Annotated in this window: 11 protein-coding genes; 8 read left to right on the top strand and 3 right to left on the bottom strand. The window is 73.1% G+C overall.

Features of this window, described 5'->3' with window-relative positions; translation table 11 throughout:
* Positions 1–206 precede the first annotated feature (206 nt).
* From Cs7R123_RS30910 to Cs7R123_RS30885, 6 genes are all read left to right on the top strand, one after another.
* The gene (locus tag Cs7R123_RS30910) at positions 207–6,506 is read left to right on the top strand and encodes an RHS repeat-associated core domain-containing protein (protein WP_212831709.1); all 6,300 of its coding nucleotides are present in this window, start codon (positions 207–209) and stop codon (positions 6,504–6,506) included.
* Entirely contained in the window at positions 6,503–6,922 is a 420-nt protein-coding gene (locus Cs7R123_RS30905; protein WP_212831707.1) for a hypothetical protein, read from the top strand. The genes Cs7R123_RS30910 and Cs7R123_RS30905 overlap by 4 nt, the downstream gene beginning before the upstream one ends.
* Positions 6,923–6,998: 76 nt before the next feature.
* Positions 6,999–10,814: a LamG-like jellyroll fold domain-containing protein gene (locus Cs7R123_RS30900; RefSeq protein ID WP_212831706.1), complete on the top strand. Its 3,816-nt coding sequence runs from the start codon at positions 6,999–7,001 to the stop codon at positions 10,812–10,814.
* Positions 10,815–10,853: 39 nt separating this feature from the next.
* The gene (locus tag Cs7R123_RS30895; RefSeq protein ID WP_212831704.1) at positions 10,854–11,210 is read left to right on the top strand and encodes a hypothetical protein; all 357 of its coding nucleotides are present in this window, start codon (positions 10,854–10,856) and stop codon (positions 11,208–11,210) included.
* Between the two features lie 152 nt (positions 11,211–11,362).
* Complete coding sequence (locus Cs7R123_RS30890) at positions 11,363–17,701, top strand: RHS repeat-associated core domain-containing protein (RefSeq protein WP_212831702.1); 6,339 nt, start codon at positions 11,363–11,365, stop codon at positions 17,699–17,701.
* A gap of 13 nt (positions 17,702–17,714) precedes the next feature.
* Positions 17,715–18,053 carry a hypothetical protein gene (locus Cs7R123_RS30885; protein WP_212831701.1) on the top strand — a complete coding sequence of 113 codons (339 nt, stop codon included), beginning with the start codon at positions 17,715–17,717 and terminating at the stop codon, positions 18,051–18,053.
* Positions 18,054–18,137: 84 nt separating this feature from the next.
* Here the strand turns inward: Cs7R123_RS30885 and Cs7R123_RS30880 are convergent, their stop codons facing one another.
* Complete coding sequence (locus tag Cs7R123_RS30880; RefSeq protein WP_212831699.1) at positions 18,138–18,938, bottom strand: anti-sigma-D factor RsdA; 801 nt, start codon at positions 18,936–18,938, stop codon at positions 18,138–18,140.
* Positions 18,935–19,528, bottom strand: coding sequence for an RNA polymerase sigma factor ShbA (gene shbA / locus Cs7R123_RS30875; RefSeq protein WP_212831698.1), 594 nt, complete (start codon positions 19,526–19,528; stop codon positions 18,935–18,937). The genes Cs7R123_RS30880 and shbA overlap by 4 nt, the downstream gene beginning before the upstream one ends.
* 160 nt (positions 19,529–19,688) lie before the next feature.
* On the opposite strand from shbA, the gene Cs7R123_RS30870 reads away from it, so the two are divergent.
* Together Cs7R123_RS30870 and Cs7R123_RS30865 are read left to right on the top strand one after the other, a co-directional pair.
* Positions 19,689–20,159, top strand: coding sequence for an RNA polymerase sigma factor (locus tag Cs7R123_RS30870; RefSeq protein WP_212831697.1), 471 nt, complete (start codon positions 19,689–19,691; stop codon positions 20,157–20,159).
* On the top strand, positions 20,140–21,045 hold the full coding sequence (locus Cs7R123_RS30865; protein ID WP_212831695.1) for a hypothetical protein: 906 nt from the start codon (positions 20,140–20,142) through the stop codon (positions 21,043–21,045). The genes Cs7R123_RS30870 and Cs7R123_RS30865 overlap by 20 nt, the downstream gene beginning before the upstream one ends.
* Positions 21,046–21,350: 305 nt before the next feature.
* Here the strand turns inward: Cs7R123_RS30865 and Cs7R123_RS30860 are convergent, their stop codons facing one another.
* Complete coding sequence (locus tag Cs7R123_RS30860) at positions 21,351–21,836, bottom strand: GNAT family N-acetyltransferase (RefSeq protein WP_212831693.1); 486 nt, start codon at positions 21,834–21,836, stop codon at positions 21,351–21,353.
* Between the last annotated feature and the right edge of the window lie 45 nt (positions 21,837–21,881).

Genomic DNA, 21,881 nt, shown 5'->3' with positions numbered 1-21,881 from the left:
AAACTATCCGCATGCGTGAGCGTCCTAAGACGACTGAACGCGGGTAGAGATTCCGATCACGCCGCATCCGTCCCAGCAGACGGGCCGTGAACCGGGTCCCATGTGGCCGGAGCTGCGATGACAGCGGTGTTCAAGCGGCCGCTCCTAGCGTCGGCGCCGATACTGCCGATCCATGCCTGGAGGCGTGCACACCCATGACCGACGTCATGTCACACCCACCGCGGGGCAGCGGGCGGTGGACGCTCGCGCTCGTGCTCACCCTCGCGGCGAGCGTCACCGCGTCCCTGCTCGGGCCGCCGCCCGCCGGCGCGGCCCCGTTCCACCCCGGCCGGGCCCAGCACGAGAAGCCGGTCGCGGGCGTACGCGTCCCGCCGCGCCAGCTCACCCGGCCCCGCACCGGCACCCCGTTCACCGGTGCCGCCCCCGTGTGGCCGGGCGCCACCACCACCGACCTCGATCTCGCCCCGGCGCTGACGGCCGCCGCCGCGCCCGGGTTCGCCCCGGCCGCCGCCCCGGCCTCCCGCGCGGGCACCGCGCCGGTGTGGGTCGGCCCGACCGCCGCGGGCAAGGCCGCCCCCGGCAAGGTCCGGGTGCAGGTCTACGACCACGACACCGCCCGCCGCGCGGGCACCGACGGGCTGCTGCTGCGCGTCTCCGGCCTGACCGGCGGCGGCGCCGCGAAGGTCGCGGTCGACTACTCGTCGTTCCAGTGGGCGTACGGCGCCGACTGGTCCCAGCGGCTGCGCCTGTCCGAGCTGCCCGAGTGCGCGCTGACCACCCCGGAGCTGGCGAACTGCCAGCCCCGCCCGGTCGCCTCGCACAACGACGCGGCCGCGCGCACCGTCTCGGCGACGGTCACGCTCGCGGCCCCGCGCCAGGCCACGTCCGGCAACACTGTCGGCACCGCCGCCGACACCGCCGCCCCGGCCGGCACCCTGATGGCCCTGGACGCGGGCCCGGCCAGCTCGGCGGGCGACTACGCGGCCACGCCGCTGTCGTCGGCGGCGACCTGGACCGCGGGCGGCAGCTCGGGTGACTTCACCTGGTCCTACCCGATGCGCAGCCCGCCCGCGCTCGGTGGCCCGGCGCCGTCGGTGGCCCTGTCCTACACCTCGTCCAGCGTCGACGGGCAGATGGCCGCCACCAACAACCAGCCCAGCTGGATCGGCGAGGGCTTCGAGTTCGACGGCGGCTTCATCGAGCGCAAGTACCGCAGCTGCGCCGAGGACATGAAGAACGGCGCCAACAACACCACCAAGGCCGGCGACCTGTGCTGGGCCACCGACAACGCGACCCTGTCGCTGTCCGGGCACGCCGGTGAGCTCCTCGTCGACGGGTCCGGGGGATGGCACCTGCGCACCGACGACGGCACCCGGGCCGAGCATCGGACCGGGTCGGCCAACGGCGCCCGCAACGGCGAGTACTGGGTGGTCACCACCACCGACGGCACGCAGTACTGGTTCGGCGACAAGGCCGCGACCACGCTGACCGTGCCGGTGTCGGGCAACCACACCGGCGAGCCGTGCCACGCCGCCGCGTTCATCGACTCCTTCTGCACCCAGGCCTGGCGCTGGAACCTCGACCACGTCGTCGACACCCGCGGCAACACCATGAGCTACACCTGGACCAAGGAGAGCGGCAAGTACGCCCGCAACCTCAAGGAGACCGACGTGGTCTCCTACGACCGCGCCGCGTACCTGAACCGGATCGACTACGGCACCCGCGCCGACCGCACCGAGACCGCGCCGATGCAGGTCGTGTTCGACCCGGCCGACCGCTGCCTGGCCGACTGCGGCACGCACGACGCCGTCCACTGGCCGGACGTGCCGTGGGACCAGGAGTGCACCGGCTCGCCGTGCAAGCACGCCTCGCCGACGTTCTGGACCACCAAGCGGCTGGCGAAGGTCACCACCCGCACCGGCGGCAGGGACGTCGAGTCCTGGACGCTGACCCACTCGTTCCCGAACCCGGGTGACGGCACCCGCGCGGGCCTGTGGCTGGACCGGATCTCGCACCGGGGCCTGGTCGGCACCGCCGCCGACCTGCCCGACGTGGTCCTCACCGGCGTGCAGCTCAACAACCGCGTCGACACCACCACCGACGGCTACGCCGCGATGAACTGGTGGCGGATCAAGGACATCGACACCGAGTACGGCGGCCGTACCGAGATCACCTACTCCGACCGGGACTGCGTCGCGGGCAGCCGCATGCCGGACAAGGACAACCTGGCCGGCAACACCCTGCGCTGCTACCCGACGAAGTGGATCCCGGACGGCAAGACCACCCCGATCCTGGACTTCTTCCACAAGTACGTCGTCGTCGCGGTCACCGAGTCCGACCTGACGAACTCCGGTTCCACCCGCAAGCTCACGAAGTACGACTACCTCGGCGACCCGGCCTGGCACTACACCGACGACGACGGCCTGATCGGCGCCGACTACAAGACCTGGTCGGTGTGGCGCGGCTACGGCGCCGTCCGCGAGACCAAGGGCGACCCGGGGGAGCAGACCTCCGCCGAGACCCGCTTCTTCCGCGGCATGGGCACCACGCTGCCCGCGGCCGGGGCCGCCCCGGCGGTCACCGACGCGGAGGCGTACGCGGGCATGACCCGCGAGAAGATCACCTACGCCGGGCCCGGCGGCGCGGTCGTCTCGGCCGAGTCGAACGCCCCGTGGCAGTCCGACCCCCGCGCCACCCGCACCGTCAACGGCAGCACCGTGGAGTCGCGGCGCACCGGCGTGGCCGCCGCCTTCACCCGCACCGCCCTCGACGGCGGCCGGGCCGACCGGACCACCAGCCAGACCACGGTCTTCGACAGCTACGGCGAGGCGGTCCAGACCGAGGACCGCGGTGACGACGCCGTCGCCGGGGACGAGACCTGCGAGCTCACCGACTACGTCCGCAACACCACCGCGTGGATCGTCGACAAGCCGTCGCGCACCCGTACCTTCGCCGTCGACTGCGCCCGCGCGCAGGCCGGGGGCCTGACCGACGCCGACGTCGTCGGCGACGAGCGCACCTCCTACGACGACAAGGCGTTCGGCACCGCGCCGGTCAAGGGCCTGGTCACCCGGTCGGAGACACTGCGGGCGTACCACGGCGGCCAGCCGACCTATCTCGCCGCCACCAGCACCTACGACGCCTACGGCCGCATCCTGGACGCCGTCGACACCCGGGGCAACACCACCCGCACGGTCTACACCCCGGCGGCGGGCGGCCCGCTCACCCAGCTCGACGTCACCGCGCCGCTGGGCTGGAAGACGACCAAGACCCTCGACCCCGCCTGGGGCTCGACCCTGGTCGAGACCGACCCCAACCTGCGCCGCACCGAATGGAGCTACGACGGGCTGGGCCGCACCACGGCGGTGTGGCTGCCCAACCGCGACCGCTCCGCCGGTCAGAGCGCCAGCCACACCTTCACCTACCTGGTCCGCGACAACGCGCCGACGGTGGTGACCACCCGCGAGCTGACCGCGAACGGCGGCTACCACGCCGGATCGATGCTCTACGACGGCCTGCTGCGGGTGCGGCAGAGCCAGGACCCCGACTCCGCCGGCGGCGGCAACGCGGTCGTCGTCGACAACTGGTACGACAGCGCCGGGCGCGCCAGCCGGGCCACCGAGCCGTACCTGTCGGACACGCCGGTGGGCACCGCCCTGATCCGGTCCACCACCGTGATCCCGGTCGCCACCGACTCCGTCTACGACGGCGCGGCCCGCGTCACCGCCTCGATCCGCCTGGTCAACGTGCCGCCCAACGGCAGCCCCGGCGGCACCGAGCGCTGGCGCACCACCACCGCGTACGGCGGTGACCGCATCGACACGACCCCGCCCAGGGGCGACACGGTCACCTCGAAGCTCACCGACACGCACGGCCGCACCACCGAGCTGCGCCAGTACCACGACGGCGTCGCCGCCGGCTCGACCGACCCGGCCGGCTACGACGTCACCCGCTACACCTACACCGCCAAGGACAAGCTGTCCCGGGTCACCGGCCCGGACGGCGCGCACTGGGACTTCGGCTACGACCTGTTCAACAACGTGGTGTCCACGTCCGACCCGGACAAGGGCACCGCCACGGCGACGTTCGACGACTTCGGCGCCGAGCTCACCACCACCGACGCCCGCGGCGTGACGCTGGCCTACACGTACGACACGATCGGCCGCAAGACCAGTGTGCGCGAAGGGTCGGCGACCGGGCCCAAGCGGGCCGAATGGGTCTACGACACGCTCGCCTACGGGCAGCTCACCTCGGCGACGAGGTACGCCGGGACCGACGCCTACACGCAGGAGACGCTCGGGCTCACCGCCGACTACCAGCCCACCAGCGTCCGGTACACGGTCGCGGGCGCCGCGGCGGGCACCTACACCTACAGCTACACGTACCTGGCCGACGGCTCGCCGTACACGGTGCGCACGCCCGCGCTCGGCGACCTCAAGCAGGAGACGCTGAAGTTCGGCTACGACGCCCTGGGGCGGCCGACCACGCTGCGCTCGGGCTACGGCACCGCGGCCGAGACCGACCTGGTGACCCGGACCGGGTACACCTCCTTCGGCGAGCTCGGCGACTACACCCTGCGCAACAGCAACGGCAACGTCGTCGCGGTCACCCGCACCTATGAGACCGACACCCGGCGGCTCTCGCAGCTGTGGACGTCGAAGCAGACGTCGCCGACCTCGGTCGCCGACCTGCGCTACACCTGGGACGACGCCGGGAACATCACCCGGCTGTCCGAGCAGGTCTCCGGCGACACCCAGTGCTTCCGCACCGACAACCTGCGGCGGATGACGCAGGCGTGGACCCCGGCGAGCGGCGACTGCGCCACCGCGCCGGCCACGGCCGGGCTGGGCGGACCGGCGCCGTACTGGCAGTCGTTCGGCTATGACAAGGGCGGCGACCGCACGTCGCTGGTCGAGCACCTGGCCGGGGGCGACCGGAGCACGGCGTACACGGTCACGGCGGGCACCCACCGCCTCGACACCGCCACCACCGGGCCGACCACCTCGACCTGGCAGTACGACGCCGCGGGCAACACCACCAGCCGCCCGACCGGCACCACCGCGCAGACCCTCACCTGGGACCGCGAGGGCCACCTCGACACCGTCACCGACGGCACCGGCACCACCTCGTACGTCTACGACGTCGACGGCGCCCGGCTGACCCGCACCGACCCCGGCGGCACCACCCTGTACCTGCCCGACCAGGAACTCCGGGTCACCAAGGCCGGGGCCAAGACCGCCACCCGCTACTACAGCCACGCCGGCGAGCAGATCGGGGTCCGGTCCGGCAGCGGCCTGACCTGGCTGTCCGGTGACCACCACGGCACCGCGCAGCTGTCGATCACGGCGGTCGGCCAGGCCGTGGCGGTCCGGCGGGAGACCCCGTTCGGCACGCTGCGCGCCACCACCGGCACCTGGCCCGCGGCCATGGACAAGGGCTTCGTCGGTGGCACCAACGACAACACCGGCCTGACCCACCTCGGCGCCCGCGAGTACGACCCGGGCACCGGACGGTTCATCTCGGTCGACCCCGAGTTCGAGACGGCCGACCCGCAGCAGCTCAACGCGTACACGTACAGCGACAACAACCCGATCACGCTGTCCGACCCGGCCGGCACCAAGTGGAACTGGGGCAAGATCCTCAAGACCGCCGCGGTGGTGGTCGCGGTCGTCGCGGTGATCGCGGTCGCGATCGCGGTCCCGGCGGCGATCCCGGCCATGGCCGCGGCGGCGGGCAACGCCGGTCTCGGCGCCCTGGCCGGTGGCGCCACCATGGGCATGGCCGCCACCGCCGGAGTCGCGGCGGCGGCGGGCGAAGCGGCGGCGGCCGGGGCCGTCGTGGCCGGGTCCGGGGTCATCGCCAGCACCCTGTACACCGCAGGCAAGATCGCCAGCGGCTACGAGCAGGGCGACTACCCGTCCGGCCCGGTCGGCACCCCGCGCTCACCCGCCCGCCGGACGCCCGATGCGTCAGGCGGTGGTGCGCCGGACGCCTCCGGCGGTGTCGGACCACGCCCGAGCGGCCCGGTCCGCCCGGCGTTCCCCGGCCGAGCGGGCCGTCCCGACGGCGCGTCGGTGATCAGCGGGCACGGCGACGAGACCGGCGACCGCTTCCGGGTGCCCAAGGGCACCTACCCGGTCTTCGGCGGTCCGCACCGCCACGCGATCTGGGACTCGACGGGCAACCTGATGGAGCGTGGCTTCGACGTCATCTACCAGGCATTCCGGCCTGGGCAGTTCATCCAGGACTACGATGTGACCTGGCCGGACGGTCTGAGCCTGGCCGGCAACCCGTGGATCGTCGACGTCCCGCCGGACGTACCGGTCCGGCTGTCGCGACTGCTGCGGCCGAACATGGGATGCGTCCACCTCGCGTTCTGCCGGGGTCCTGAATGGCCGGTCGACTTCCCCTCCGGGCCGCCGTCGCCACCGGCACCAGGCGCTCCGCCCGGCAACCTGGGCGGCTGGAACCGGGGTCACAGCCGGTACACGGAGGGCAAGGAATGACCTACCGTCGCGAGCTGAGCCTCTTCGCGAGCCCGGACGTCTCGGTCATCGAGCCGTGGCCCGAGTTCCGCGCCGTCGGCTGGCTGGACGGCGACCACGAGTTCCGGCGCGGACCGGTCCCGCCGGAAGCCGTCCGCCGGATCGGCTGGCTGTGCGTGCACCGGCCGCAGGCGCGGGTACGCGGCTTCCGGCAGTGCCCGATCGCACCCTGCCAGCAGGAACGCGGCCGGTTCGGCACCCCGGCCGTCATCGACGGCACCGAGGTCCGGCTCGGTGGCGCGGAGATCCGCGCCACCGGCCCGGACGGGCAGCGCTACAGCGCCCCCGACCTGATCCACCACTTCATCACCGAGCACGGCTACCAGCCGCCGCAGGAGTTCCTGACCGCTCTGGCGGCCGAGGACATCGGCGGCTGACCGTCCGGCAACCGGACCGGGCGCGGCCACCGTCGGCCGCGCCCGGTCCACCCACCCCTTTTCCGAAGGAAGCCACATGTCCTCACCCCTTGCTGCCCGCCTGCGGCGGACGCTGGCGCTGGCGGTCGGCACCGCGCTGACCGCCGCGCTCGCGCCGCTGGCCGGCCCGGCGGCCCCCGCCGCGGCCGCGCCCGCCTGCTTCGACGCCCGCCCCGACACCCCGGTCGCGAGCGCCACCGCCCGCCGCTGCGGCCAGCGGGTCGAGATCACCGCGCAGCGCACCGAGACCTCCCAGACGTACGCCCGCCCCGACGGCGGCTACACCACCGAGATCTCCGTCGAACCGCGCTGGTCGCACCGCCCCGACGGCTCCTGGACCCCGATCGACACCACCCTGGCCCCCGCCGCCGACGGCACCGTCGCGCCGAAGGCGTCCGCGCTGCCGGTGGCCTTCTCCGGCGGCGGCACCGGGCCCCTGGCCACCGTCCGCTCCGGCGACAAGTCCCTCGCCGTGACCTGGCCGGGCGGCGCGCTGCCCGCGCCGGTCCTGTCCGGCGACAGCGCCACCTACCCCGAGGTGCTGCCCGGGGTGGACCTGAAGGTCACCGCCACCGCGACCGGCTTCGCCGAGGTGCTGGTCGTCAAGACCCGTCAGGCCGCCAAGCACCCGGCCCTGGCCGAGGTCGCGTTCGGGCTGGCCGCCAAGGGCGTCACCACCCGCGCCGCCGACGGGGGCCTGACCGCCGTCGACGCCGACGGCGACACCGTGTTCACCTCGCCCGCCCCGCAGATGTGGGACTCGGCCGACCGCGCCGACACCGCCAAGCTCGCGCAGACCCCGGGCCGCGCCGCCAAGCGGGCCGTCATGCGGGTCCGGGCCGCCTCCGGCAGGCTGACCGTCACCCCGGACCGGACCATGGTCGACGCGGCCGACACCGTCTACCCGCTCTACATCGACCCGTCCTGGTCCGGCGGCCTGCGCAACAACAACTGGGCCATCGTGATGAGCAAGTACCCCGAGTCCACCGGCCTGTCGCTGACCAACGCCAGCACCAAGGGCGGCGCCGGGCACGGCCGCGTCTGCGACTACGACAGCAACGGCAACTGCCTGTCCACCCAGTACACCGTGCGCAGCCTGTTCCAGCTCGACACCAGCGGCATCCGCGGCCACCACGTCACCAAGGCGTCGTTCTTCATCAAGCAGCTGTGGTCATGGACCTGCAACCCGGCCTCCAACGCGAGGCTGTGGCGCACCGAGAACGTCGCCAACTGGGAGAACTTCTCCAACCTGACCTGGAACTACTCCAACGACTGGAACAAGTTCCGCTGGTACGAGTCCACCACCGCCTGGGCCAGCCGCCGCGTCGACAGCGCCTACGGCTGCTCCGGCCCCGGTGACGACGAGTTCGACGTCACCGGCTGGACCGCCAACGCCGCCGCGAGCGGCGCCTGGTACCTCGGCCTGGGCCTGCGCGCCGACAACGAGAACGACACCAGCCAGTGGAAGCGGTTCGACGCCGGCACCGCCCGGCTGGCCGTCGACTACAACGACCCGCCCGGCTCCCCGGACTGGCTCCAGGTCGAAGGCCATGACTGCGCCACCGGCGCCAACCGGCCCGTCGTGCCGACCGACACCCCGCGCCTGTCGGCCCGCGCCTGGGACCCCGACGGCGACACCATGCAGCTGTGGCTGGCCGCGATCAAGGCCGACGCCACCGGCGCCTTCACCGGCGCGGCCGTCGCCGGCTACCAGGACTACATCGCCAACGGCACCCGCGGCTACTGGACCACCTCCAAACTCGACGACGGCGGCGTCTACGCCTACCGCGCCCAGGCCAACGACTACGGCAAGGGCGGCGCCGGGCCGGTCACCAACCTGCCCGGCAACTGCGAGTTCGAGGTCGACACCACCGACCCGGTCGTCCCGACAGTCACCGGCGACGTGTACACCCCGGGCTGCGACGCCTGCGGCGAGATCGGCCGCACCGGGCACTTCACCTTCCGCAGCTCGCCCGACGTCACCCACTACCGGTGGGGCTTCGGCACCGCTGCCAACGACGTGTGGGCGGCCAAGACCGGCGACCCGGTGACGGTGGCGTGGACCCCCGGCGACGGCGCCACGCTCCAGCAGAACCTCGTCGTCGTCGCCGTCGACCGGTCCGGGCGCACCAAGGACAACACGTCGGCCAGATACCAGTTCACGGTACGGCTGCCGCAGCCGTCCCTGGCCCGCTGGCGCCTGGACGACCCCGCCACCGGCCTGCAGAACGCGCAGAACCCCGGCACCTTCGACGCCACCCTCACCGGCGGCACGCTCGGCGCCGCCGGGCGCATCCCCGGCGGGGACACCGCCCTGTCGCTGACCGGCGCCGGCTACGCCGCCACCGGCGGACCCGTGGTCGACACCAGGGGCAGCTTCACCGCCGCCGCCTGGGTGAAGCTCACCGACAGCAGCGCCACCCGGGTCGTGCTCGGCCAGGACGGCGCCCACACCGCCGCCTTCCGGTTGCAGTACTCCACCACCTGCGGCGGCTGGCAGTTCGCCCTGCCCGCCGCCGACACCGCCAACCCCGCGCTGACGGCCGCCTGCGCCGCCGGGGCACCGCTCAACACCTGGACCCACCTGGCCGCCGTGTACGACTCCGCCGCCGCGACCATGACCCTGTACGTCGACGGCGTCCAGGCCGCCCAGGTCCCGGCACCGGCCGGGCGCTGGACCGCCACCGGCCCGCTCACCATCGGCCGGGGCCGCTGGAACGACGCCCCCAACGACTACTGGAAGGGCTCCGTCGCCGACGTTCAGGTCTGGGACCGGGTCGTCACCGCCGCCGAGGCCGCCGCGGCCGCCGACGGCGGGATCACCGGCGACTGGCAGTTCGGCGAACCCGGCAAGGGCCCCGCGCTGGACTCCTCCCCGTACGCCCGCGACCTGCTGTTCATCCCCAACGCCAACGTGCCCGTCTCCGGCGCCGGGCACACCGGCACCGGGCTGCAACTCGACGGCACCGGCTACGCCGAGACCGGCCAGGCCGTCGCCACCGACCAGTCGTTCACCGTGTCGGCGTGGGTGCGGCTGCACGCCATGCCCGGCTGGAACGCGGTCGTGGCCAGCCAGGACGGCACCGTCAACAGCGCCTTCCACCTGCGCTACGCGAACTTCGGCGGCGGCACCGGCAGGTGGGCGTTCACCTGCCTCACCCCGGACAGCACCAGCCCGGCGATCGTCGACGCGTTCGCCACGACCAACGTCGCGGCCGCCGACCTGAACGTGTGGCAGCACCTGGTCGGCGTCTACGACGCCCGCGCCGGGCAGCTGAAGCTGTACGTCAACGACGTCCTGCAGAGCACGGCGTCGTGCCGGGTCGGGGCCGCCGCCGGCAAGTTCGCCATCGGCCGCGGCCGGTGGATGAGCGCGGTCGGCGACAAGTTCACCGGCGACATCGACGAGGTCAAGGTGTACGCCGCCGCGGTCACCCCCGCCAAGGTGCTCACCGTCGACGGGCCGCGCACCGGCAACGTCCGGATCGAGGCGACCACCACCTGCGCGGCGATCCCCGGCGGCAACATCGCCGACCCGCGCGGCGTCATCACCTGGACCTGCGACAGCAGCTACAGCGACCAGCGGTTCACCTACGACCCCGACACCCGGTCCCTGACGGCGCTGGGCGCCTGCGTCGAGGCCAAGGACGGCGTCGCCGCGGCGGGCACCCAGGTCCGGATGGGCACCTGCAACGGCAGCGCCGGGCAGCTGTGGACGTACGACCCGGCCACCCAGGCGTTCACCGCCCTGGGCCTGTGCCTGTCCACCGCGTCCGGCAACACCACCATCGGGGACAGCCTGCAACTGGCCGCCTGCACGGGCGCTGCCGCGCAGCGCTGGCGGATGAGCTGACAGCACGGGCCATGGTGCTCGGCCGGTACGGTCGAGACCATGGCCCGACCTCACTCGCAGGACGCGCTGGCCGCCCTGCGCGACTTCGTGACCCGCATCGACGCCCTCGACCCGCACGCCACCGCGCTCGGTGAGCTGACCGTCCGCCTCGACGGGGAGGAGGTCCGGCTCACCCTGCGCGCACCGGTCGCCGAAGCGCTGGTGGAGGCGCTGCGGGTCTACCACGACCCGCGCGACCGGGGCCGCTGCGACCACTGCGGCGGCGGCCGCCTGGACGACAACTTCCGCTGCCTGGACTGCGGCCGGTTCAGCGGCGTGTTCGGGCAGCTGCTCGCCGAACGGGCCGCGGGCTACACCGAACCGGAGCAGCTCCCGGGTCCGGACCGGCAGGACTGATCGGGGTGAGTGGAAGGTGGATGGCGGGTTCCTCCCAGGGCTGAGCTGGTGACTTCGGTGGCGGGCTGCGTGAGATTCGGAGCAGTTCACCGGCGCGGGGCGGTGAGTGCGCTTCCGCGTCCGGTCCCCTCACGTAGCCCGAGGAGTCCGGGATGTTCAGACAGAGTCCGCCGAACCGTCGGCGGGCATGGCGCAAGGTCGCGATGGGAACAGTCTCCAGCGCGATGGTCGTCGCGGCGGCACTGACCGCCGTGCCGCAGCAGGCTTTGGCCGCAGCGGCGACCCGTACGCTGTCGGCCCAGCAGGTGGCCTCGCAGCACGGCACCAAGGTGGTGCCGATCGCCCGCCCCGCCGACCTGACCCAGGGCGCGCTGGCGGGCAAGCTCCGCCGCGCCACCTGGCCCGGCGCGGGCAAGGCCGTCGTCGACCTGGCCGCCGTGGCCGGATCGCGGCCCGCTCGGGCCGCCGGGCTGCCGGTGCTGGTCGGACCGGCCGCGGGCAGGCGCGGCACCGGCAAGGTCGGCGTCGAGGTCGTCGACCGGGCAGCCGTCCCGGCCGCGTGGCGCGACGGCGTCGTGCTGCGGCTGGACGGCGTCGCCGGGTCGGCCGCCACGGGGCAGGTCACCGTCGCCGTCGACTACTCGGGCTTCGCCGACGCCATGGGCGCCGACTGGTCGCGGCGGCTTCGGCTGTACGCGCTGCCCGCCTGCGCCCTGACCACCCCCGGCGCCGCCGGGTGCGGCGCGCGGGAACTGCCGTCGCGCAACGACGCCGCGGCGAAGACCGTCACCGCCGACACGTCGCTGGCGCAGCCGGTGAGCCAGAAGGCCGTGGCCCAGGCGGGCGACCTGGCCGCCGCGCAGGTCGGCGGCGGGGTCATGCTCGCGCTGGCCGCGGGCCCCGACGGCGACTCCGGCGACTTCAAAGCGACCTCGCTCCAGGCGTCGTCGACCTGGGCCGCCGGGAACAACTCGGGCGCCTTCACCTGGAACTACCCGATGCGCATGCCGCCGTCGCTGAACGGGCCCGGCCCGAAGATCGCGCTGGCGTACTCGTCGTCGGCCGTGGACGGCCGCAGCGAGGCCACCAACAACCAGCCGTCCTGGATCGGCGAGGGCTTCGACTGGTGGCCGGGCTTCATCGAGCGCAGCTACAAGCCCTGCGCCGACGACATGGGCTCGGGCGCCAACAACAGCACCAAGACCGGCGACCAGTGCTGGGGCACCGACAACGCGGTGCTGTCGCTCAGCGGCTCCGGCGGCGAGCTGGTCAAGGACGGCACCACCGGCCAGTGGCGCATCTCCAACGACGACGCGTCGAAGATCGAGCGGCTGACCAACACCGTCAACGGCGACAACGACAACGAGTACTGGAAGATCACCGGCCCGGACGGCACGAAGTACTACTTCGGCCTCAACCGGCTGCCCGGCTACACCGGCACCGCGCCCGCGAACAAGACCACCAACTCGGCGTGGACCGCCCCGGTGGCCGGCAACAACAGCGGTGAGCCGTGCCACGCGAGCGGCTTCAGCTCCTCGTTCTGCGACCAGGCGTACCGGTGGAACCTCGACTACGTCGTCGACCCGCACGGCAACACCATGTCGTACTTCTACGGCGCCGAGACCAACAAGTACGCCAAGAACCTCACCGACTCCAGCGCCGTGAGCTACGTACGCGGCGGCTGGCTGGACCACGTCGACTACGGCACCGACAACCGCTCCGGCACCGACACCGAGAACACCGCCGCGGCCGCGCCGATGCGGGTCCAGTTCGGCACCGCCGACCGGTGCCTGTCCGGCTGCACCACCCACGACCAGGCCCACTGGCCCGACACCCCGTGGGACCAGGAGTGCACCGGCAGCTCGTGCGCGGGCAAGTACTCCCCGACGTTCTGGACCACCAAGCGGCTCACCAGCGTCACCACCAAGGTGTGGGACACCGCCGGTGCCGCGTACAAGAACGTCGACCAGTGGACGCTGGCCCACACGTTCCCCGACCCCGGTGACGGCACCCGCGCGGGCCTGTGGCTGGAGTCGATCGTCCACTCCGGTGTCGCGACCGGCCCGGCGATCAGCGGCGGCGCCGTCACCCTGCCCGAGGTCAACTTCGACTGGGTGCAGCTGCCCAACCGCGTCGACACGGCCACCGACGGCAAACCGGCCATGAACTGGATGCGCATCGGCACCATCTGGTCGGAGTCGGGCGGCAAGGTGTCCGTCGCGTACTCGGGCGCCGACTGCGTCCCGGGGACGCACATGCCCGCCTCGCCGCAGACCAACACCCTGCGGTGCTTCCCGGTGCTGGAACCCCAGCCCGACGACACCATGAAGACCGAGTACTTCCACAAGTACCTGGTCACCAGGGTCACCGAGGCCGACCTGACCGGCGGCAGCCCCGACGTGGTCACCAGCTACGAGTACGTCGGCAACCCCGCCTGGCGGCACACCGACGACGACGGGCTCACCAAGGACAAGCTGCGCACCTGGTCGGACTTCCGGGGGTACGCCTCCGTCAAGACCCGCGTCGGCGACCCCGGCTCCGGCATCGAGACGCTCAGCGTCGCGACGTACTTCCGGGGCATGAACGGCGACCTCGACGGCGCGGGCGGCAAGCGCAGCATCTCGCTGCCCGCCATCGACCTCAACGCCGACGGCGACACCACCGACACCGCCGACGCCCCGGCCGTGCCCGACGACAACCCCTACGCGGGCATGATCCGCCAGACCACCGACTACGCCGGAGTGGAGACCGCGCCGGTCGGCACCAAGGTCAGCGCCCCGTGGGCGTCGGACCCGACCGCGACCCGCGACATGGGTGACACCAACGCCTACGCGCGGTTCTCCGGCACCGCGACGGCGTGGACCGCCACCTGGCTCGCCTCCGGCGGCCGCCGGGTGACCCGGGCCGACACCGCCTACGACCCCACCTACGGCCAGCCGACGCAGATCGACGACCAGGGCGACCTCGCCGTCAGCGGCGACGAGACCTGCACCGTGAACACCTACCTGCGCAACATCGGCACCACCCTGCTCAACCTGATGAGCGAGATCGACGTGTACGGCCGGTCCTGCGGCACCGCGCCGCAGTCCGACCAGGACGTCGTCTCGATGACCCGGACCAGCTTCGACAGCCAGGCCTTCGGCCAGGTCCCGACCAAGGGCGACAAGACCCGGGTTGAGGTCGCGAAGGCGTGGACGACCGGGGCCGGGCCGAGCTGGCTCACCCAGTCGACCAGCGCGTTCGACGCGTACGGCCGCGTCACCGACGCCGCCGACGTGCGGAGCAACCACACCACCTCGGTGTACACCCCGGCCTCCGGCGCCCCGCTGACCTCGCTCGCGGTCACCAACAGCCTCGGCACCGCCACCAAGACGGTGGAGCCGGGCTGGGGCGTGCCCACGGTGTCGGTCGACGTCAACGGCAGGCGCACCGAGGCGGTCTTCGACGCCCTCGGCGAGATGACGCAGCTGTGGCTGCCCAACCACCTTCGGGCGAGCTTCCCGAGCCAGCCCAGCGAGATGTACTCCTACCTGGTGCGCAACAGCGGCGGCCCGAACGCGGTGACCGCGCAGAAGCTGCACGCCGGCAACGCGTACACGGTCACCTACCAGCTGTTCGACGGCAGGCTCAAGCCGCGCCAGACCCAGACCGCGTCCCTGGCCGACGGCCACGTCGGCACGGTCTTCACCGAGACCAAGTACGACCCGGCCGGCCGCAAGTCGATCGAGTCCACGTACTTCGACGCCTCGGTGCAGCCGTCCACCACCCTGTTCACCATCCTGGACTGGCAGCCCAAGCAGCAGAACGTCACGGAGTACGACCGGGCCGGCCGCCCCACCGCGTCCGTCGCCCGCTCGTCCGGCCAGGAACTGTGGCGCACCACCACCACGTACGGCGGTGACCGCGTCAACGTCACGCCGCCCACCGGCGGCACCGCGACCACCACGCTCGTCGACGCGCAGCAGCGCACCACCGAACTGCGCCGCTACCACGACCCGGCCACCGTCGGCCAGGACACCCGCGCGCTGTACGACCGGGCGCTGTACCACTTCAACCGCCGCGGCCAGCAGGACGTCGTCACCGACAACGCGGGCAGCACCTGGACCTACCAGTACGACCTGCTGGGCCGGATCACCGCCGACCACGACCCGGACAAGGGCGACCACTCGGCCTCGTTCAACGACTACGGCGACATGCTGACCAGCACCGACGCCCGCACCCAGACGCTGGCGTTCGGCTACGACACCCTGGGCCGCAAGACCGGCGAGTTCGCCGGGACCACGTCCGGCACCAAGCTCGCGACGTGGGCCTACGACCTGCCGGGTGCCAAGGGCTACCTCGCCTCGTCCAGCCGCTGGCTCAACAACGGCACCGACGAGTACAAGGTCAAGGTGCGCGGCTACACGCCGACGTACCTGTCCACCGGCGAGGATTACACCGTCCCGGCCGTCACCGGCACCACCGGCATCTCGGGCACCTGGACGATCGCCCGGACGTACAAGGTGGACGGCCAGCCCGCGACCCTGTCCTACCCCAACGCGGGTTCGCTGGGCGCCGAGACCCTCACCTTCACCTACGACCCGGTCACCGGCAGGCCGGAGCAGTTGCAGACCAACGCCCCGGGCCTCGGCCAGTACGTCACCGACACGGCGTACACCGCGTACGGCGAGACCAGCTTCACGCAGTTCCAGCTCACCGGCGGGAACTGGCTCCAGCAGTCGATGGCGTACGAGGACACCACCCGCAGGCTCAGCCAGGCCACCACCATCCGGCAGACCGTGTCGCAGGCCGTGGCCGACAACCACTACACCTACGACGCGGCGGGCAACACCACCGAGTCGACCCAGGTCACCTCGACCGGCGTCACCGACCGGCAGTGCCTGCGCTACGACTGGGACAAGCGGCTCTCGGCGGCCTGGACGCCGTCGGGCGCCTCGTGCAGCCCGAACCCCGACGCCTCGGCGCTCGGCGGCCCCGCGCCGTACTACCTGTCCTGGACGTTCGACACCGTCGGCAACCGGGCCACCCAGACGACCCACGCGGCGGCCGGTGACACCGGCGCGGTGTACACCTACGGCGGCGCCAACGTGCACGGCGTGCAGGCGGTGGTCACCACCGGTCCCGGGGTCAGCCGCACCGACAACTACGAGTACGACGCGGCGGGCAACCTGACCAAGCGGCCGGGCACCGGCCTGCCGCAGGTGCTCACCTGGGACGCCGAGGGCCACCTCGCGGCCAACAGCGAAGGCGGCGTCAGCAGCGTCTACACCGCCGACGGGACCCGGCTCATCCAGTCGGACCCGGCGTACACCACGCTCTACCTGCCGGGTCAGGAGATCCGGGTGGCCAAGAGCGGCGGTGCGGTGACCGCGGTGCGCTACTACACCTACGCCGGGCGCACCTGCGCCATGACGGCGACCGGTGCGGGCGTGACCTGGCTGGTGACCGACACGCAGAACACCCAGCAGATCACGGTCGCGGCCGGGAACCAGGCGATCACCCAGCGCTGGTCCGGCCCGTACGGCACCCAGCGCGGACCGGCCGTGTCCTGGCCGAACGCGCGGGGCTTCGTCGCCGGTGACATCGACACCACCGGTCTGGTCCACATCGGAGCACGCGAATACGACCCGGCCCTGGGTCGGTTCGTCAGCCCCGACCCCGAGTTCGACCAGAAGGACCCGCTGAGCTGGACCAACTACGGGTACGCCGACAGCACCCCGGTCACCGCCAGCGACCCCGACGGTCGCCGGGCGTGCCTGGACGACTGCAACAGCAAGGAGGACCGCGAGTGGTGGGCTGAGCAGCGCCGCCAGGAGGCCGCCAAGCGGGCGCTCATCCAGACGTACTGCCAGCTGCGGGCACGGGCGGGTCAGCCGTGCGGGCCGAGCGGCCCCTTCGGGACGCCGCGTCCGGCCCCGGGACCGACCCCGGCCCCCGGGCCGGGCGGGAACACCCAGCAGCCGCTGGGCACGCCGAACCCGACGCCGTGGGGCGACAACCGGCCGATCCCGGCCGGGTGCACGTCCAACGGGGACGGTTCCTACCACTGCGACGGCGAGGGCGAGCCCGGCCTGCTCAGCGACATCAAGATGGTGGGCTACTGCCCGATCTCCGGGGGTCTGAGCGCCTACTTCGGCGTGGCGGGTTCGGTGTGCATCGGCGTGGACGACAAGGGCGTCGGGTTCATGCTCACCGGCGGCACCAGCGAAGGCGTACAGGCCGGCGGCTGGCTCGGCATGGGCATGGTCTTCTCCAACGGCGACCTGATGGACCAGGCCGGCGGGTTCGAGACGACCGACGCCGGTGCCGGCTGGGGCAAGATCGGCGGCGACATCACCTACGCCACCGGTACCTCCAACGGCCGGCCGATCTGGACCACCGCAGTGACCGGGACCTACGGCGTAGGATCGCCCGTGACCTGGACCCACGGCGGGTCGGAGACCCTCGTCTGCCGATTCAACCGCGATTTCACCTTCACCTGCGGCCATTGATCAGGAGCGGGACATGACGACGTTCGACGAGGAGCAGGAGCGGTTGCGCGCCACGACGCCATATCGGTTGCTCGTGGTGCTCTACCGGATCGTTCTCATCGCGCTGGTGGTGCTGGCCGTGCTTCTCGGCGCGTACCGGTTGGGCCTGCCCACCACGGTGTTCGCCATCGGCGCGTTCGCCTGCGTCGTCGTGATCGGCATCTGCGGACCGGCGTCGTTCGTGTCGCTGATCGCCGTCGGCGCCACCGACCTGGCGCAGCGCCGGGGCCGTCCGGCCCTGGCGCGGCAGAAGGCCGGGTTCGCGAAGATGCTGCTCACCGATCTGGTGCGGCCGCTGCGCCGGAGGCGGTGAACCTCGTGGTCCGGGAGCCCGTGCTCCCGGGCCACGATCCGGGCCCGGCCCGCGGTGGCGACCGCGAGCCGGGCTCTTCCGTCGCTAGCCGAGGCCGCCCAGCCCGGACGGCAGCAGCGGCGGCAGCGGAGGCAGGATCGGCGGCAGTGACGGCAGGATCGGCGGCAGCGAGGGCAGCAGCGGCGGCAGTGACGGGAGCAGCGGCGGCAGGCCGCCCCGCCCCCGCGTCGGGGACGGCGCCGCAGCCCCGGCGGACGGGCTCGGGGCGACCGTGCCCGGCGTGGCCGACGGCACCGGCGCCTGCCCGCCGGCCACCGCCAGGTGCGGATCGGCTATAGCCGCCAGCAGCTTCTGCAACGTGATCGTCAGTCGGCGGCGGTCGGACTCCTCCGATACCAGCTCGATCGTGGTCTCGGCCTTTCGCAGCAGCGCCGCCGCGTCGTCGCGGCGCCGGTCGCGCAGCGCCAGTTTGGCCTGGTCCAGCAGCCGCTGCGCGTCGCGGGCGGCCAGGCGCGAGTCGGCGCGGTCGGCGTACAGCACCCGCGTGACCGGCCACAGCGGACTGTCCGGCCGGGCGTTGCCCGCCGCCAGCGCCACCCCGCCGACCAGCGCCACCACCACGGCCGCCGAGGCCACCAGCGCGCGGCTCGGCCGCCGCCGCCCGGGACGAGTCCCTGTGCGCGGCCACACCTGTGGAGGTGTACGCACACCACCGGAGGTGTGAGGTGCGGAGCGCAACCCCGGCCCCGCCCCGTCAGCCGCCGGCGTGCCCGCCACATCGTCGCGCCAGGCCGCCAGCAGCGCGGCCACGCGGTCGCCGTCCGGGGCGGCACCGCCGGTGGCGAGCGCGTCGAGCAGTTCGTCGTCGCGGTCCGGCCCGGTCATGCCGACCTCCCTTCCAGGGCGGCCGACCCGTCGCGCAGGTCGTCGGCCAGTGCCCGCAACCGGGCCAGGGCCCGTGACTGCGCGACCCGCACCGCTCCGGCGGTCATGTTGAGCGACAGCCCGACCTCGTCGGCGCTCAGCCCGACCGCCACCCGCAGCACGATGATCTCCCGCTGCGTGTCGGGCAGCTGCCCGAGCAGCAGGGCCAGCCGCCTGGCCTGGTCGCGGTCGAGCGCCCGCTGCTCCGGGCCGGGCGTGTGATCGGCCCGCTCCGGCGGAGTGTCGGGCCGGGCGGCGGCCAGATGGCGGACGGCGGCCCGCTGCGCGTCGGCGACCTTGCGGGCGGCGACGGTGTACACGAAGGCCGCGAACGGGACGCCCTGTTCGCGGTAGCGGGGCAGCGCCTGCAGCAGCGCCATGCAGACGTCCTGCGACACGTCGTCGGCGGTGGTGTACGCGCCGCCCACCGGCCCCAGCCGGGCGCGGCAGTAGCGGACCACCCCCGGGCGGACCTGCGTGATCAGGTCGGCGGTGGCGTCGGTGTCGCCGCGTACGGCCCGAGCCACCAGCTCGGTCTCCGTCCAGGCCAAGGCGTAACCTCTCCTCCCGGCATCCCGGGACGCCGCGTCGCACCACGGGCACCAGCGACCCTATTCCCTTGTGACATAAGCGTCGAGCCGACCGTCTTGGTTGGTATGAAACCTCGTCATAGACGCTGTGCGGCCGAGGGAGACGACCATCGCCACCACGATGACCGACCTGTTCCGGGCGTACTGGCCGGTCGTGCTCGGCTACGTGCGGCGGCGCACCGGCGATCCCGCCCTGGCCGAGGAGCTGGCCCAGGAGGCGTTCGCCCGCGCCACCGCCGCGTTCCTGGGCTGGCGCGGCGAATCGCCGCTGGCCTGGCTGCTGGCGATCGCCCGCAACGTGCTGGCCGACCATCACCGCAAGGGGCGCCCGCTGGTGCCGCTGGAGGAGGTGCTGGAGCCCGCCGAGGCGTTCCCGCACACCCGCATCGAGGTGCGCGACCTGCTGGCCCGGCTGCCCGCCACCGACCGGCGGCTGCTGGAACTGGTGTACCTGGACGGCTTCAGCCACGCCGAGGTCGCCGCGATGGCCGGACGTACCCCGGCCGCGATCCGCACCGCGGTCTGGCGGGCCCGCGAGGCGCTGCGCACACTGGCACAGGAGGAGCACGGCCATGACCGACGAACCCCTTGACCTGCCCGAACTGCCGCCGTACGACGACCGGGCGGTGCGCCGGGCCATGCGCCGCGGCGTGGTCCGCACCGCGCTCGCGGCCGCGGCCGCGCTGATCGCCGTGCTGATGCTGGTCGTGGCGACCGCGATCACGATCAGCGCGCTGCGCGGCGACCGGTTCTTCACCGTCGGCTACTACGGCACCGTCGCCGCGCACCCGGAATACGATTTCAAACAGGAAGGGAGCTGCTGCGCGGCCGGGCCGCTGGGCGGGCTGACCAACCTCGGGCTGGCCGCCGAGCTGCGGTTGCTGGCGCGGCCGCTCGGGGCACTGGGGTACCCGCCCGCCGGGATCGCCACGGTCACGCAGGACGTCGACGGCAGCCTGCACACCTCGTTCGACGACGGGCCGACCCCGCTGCGCGACGCGATGCAGCGCGGCCGCCCCGACCTGGCCAGGACGAAGGCGCTGCTGGCGGGACTGCCGGACGCGACCCTGGTCTCGGTGCTGGTCGAGTTCGCCGAGCCGGTGCCGGGGGAGCGGTTCGGGGCCTGGTTCGACAGCAGGGTGCCGGTGGAGGCCGTGCCCTACCGGGGCGTGCCGGTGTTCGCCGTCAGCCCGTACGAGTCCAGCCCGTACTTCCCGGTCACCTGGCCGAACGCGGACCTGGGCGAGCTGCGGGCCTGGGCTGAGCGGATGGACGGCAGCTACGACGAGGCGCTGTACGAGGTCGGGCTGCCTCCGTCGGCGCAGATCCGGGCGGTCGCGCAGGCGGGGCTGGTGCACGCGTTCGTGCTGCCGCGCGTCCCGCTGGCGGTGCTGCGCGACCTGGCCGCCGATCCGGCCGTACGCAGCGTCAACCTGCTCGACACCGCGACGGACCCGGAGGGGGCGTACCCGTACTGACGGGTGGCTGCGGGGTGGAGAGGCGGGGCGCGGTCTCCGCCGCAGTCGCGGCGTGGCGGCCAAGATCGCCGTTTCGGGTCACTTGCTGGCCTGGAAGCGAATGTTCTGACCGCCAACGCCGATCACCACGCCGCTCGGCGGAGCTCCGGCGGGGTTTGATAGTCGTTGGCCTGTCACGTCGACTGGAGCCTGGATCGACGTGATAGGCCAGCGTCTATGACAGTGGGGGTGGGGCTGGCGGGGCGTGGTGGAGCGGCGAGCGGGTACGGGGCGACACCGAGCCGGTCACCGGCCGGGCCGGCCGCTCACAGTGCCAGTGCCATCTCCAGCTCGCCGCGTTCGCCGTCGGGCATCGGCTGGACGTGGCCGGTCTCCTTGAAACCGCAGCGCCGGTAGAGCGCGATCGCGGCGTCGTTGCCGTCGGCCACCATCAGCCGCAGTTCGGGCACGCCCTGCGTACGCGACCAGGCGGCCACCGCCTCGATCAGCGCGGCCGCGACGCCCTTGCCGCGACCGGCCGGGCTCACCCACATCGAGATCAGCTCGGTGTGGCCGGGCTGCTCGCCGGGGACGCCGCTGGCCATGCCGACCGGCACGCCGTCCAGGTGCGCGATCAGGTTGTACGAGCCGGACAGCTCCAGGCGGATGCGCCAGCGCTCCTCCTGGTCGCCGGAGCCGGTCCAGTCCGCGAGCGTCGACCCGAACGCGTACGGCGCCTCGGCCAGCGCGGCCAGCCGCAGCTCGCGCCACAGCGCCCAGTCGTCGGGGGACAGCACCTGAATCTCGATCATGTACGCATCGTGCCGTACGGCGCCGCCGTCGCGCAGCCGGGATCA

The sequence above is a fragment of the Catellatospora sp. TT07R-123 genome (genome assembly GCF_018327705.1).
Classification (GTDB): domain Bacteria; phylum Actinomycetota; class Actinomycetes; order Mycobacteriales; family Micromonosporaceae; genus Catellatospora.
The sequence above is the reverse complement of the archived record's forward strand: the minus strand, read 5'-3'. Positions and strand labels throughout refer to the sequence as shown.

Excerpts from the sequence above, each read along its gene's own strand:
- Cs7R123_RS30910 (WP_212831709.1), top strand. The coding sequence starts at position 207 with ATGTCACACCCACCGCGGGGCAGCGGGCGGTGGACGCTCGCGCTCGTG.
- Cs7R123_RS30905 (WP_212831707.1), top strand. The coding sequence starts at position 6,503 with ATGACCTACCGTCGCGAGCTGAGCCTCTTCGCGAGCCCGGACGTCTCG.
- Cs7R123_RS30900 (WP_212831706.1), top strand. The coding sequence starts at position 6,999 with ATGTCCTCACCCCTTGCTGCCCGCCTGCGGCGGACGCTGGCGCTGGCG.
- Cs7R123_RS30895 (WP_212831704.1), top strand. The coding sequence starts at position 10,854 with ATGGCCCGACCTCACTCGCAGGACGCGCTGGCCGCCCTGCGCGACTTC.
- Cs7R123_RS30890 (WP_212831702.1), top strand. The coding sequence starts at position 11,363 with ATGTTCAGACAGAGTCCGCCGAACCGTCGGCGGGCATGGCGCAAGGTC.
- Cs7R123_RS30885 (WP_212831701.1), top strand. The coding sequence starts at position 17,715 with ATGACGACGTTCGACGAGGAGCAGGAGCGGTTGCGCGCCACGACGCCA.
- Cs7R123_RS30880 (WP_212831699.1), bottom strand. The coding sequence starts at position 18,938 with ATGACCGGGCCGGACCGCGACGACGAACTGCTCGACGCGCTCGCCACC.
- Cs7R123_RS30870 (WP_212831697.1), top strand. The coding sequence starts at position 19,689 with ATGACCGACCTGTTCCGGGCGTACTGGCCGGTCGTGCTCGGCTACGTG.
- Cs7R123_RS30865 (WP_212831695.1), top strand. The coding sequence starts at position 20,140 with ATGACCGACGAACCCCTTGACCTGCCCGAACTGCCGCCGTACGACGAC.
- Cs7R123_RS30860 (WP_212831693.1), bottom strand. The coding sequence starts at position 21,836 with ATGATCGAGATTCAGGTGCTGTCCCCCGACGACTGGGCGCTGTGGCGC.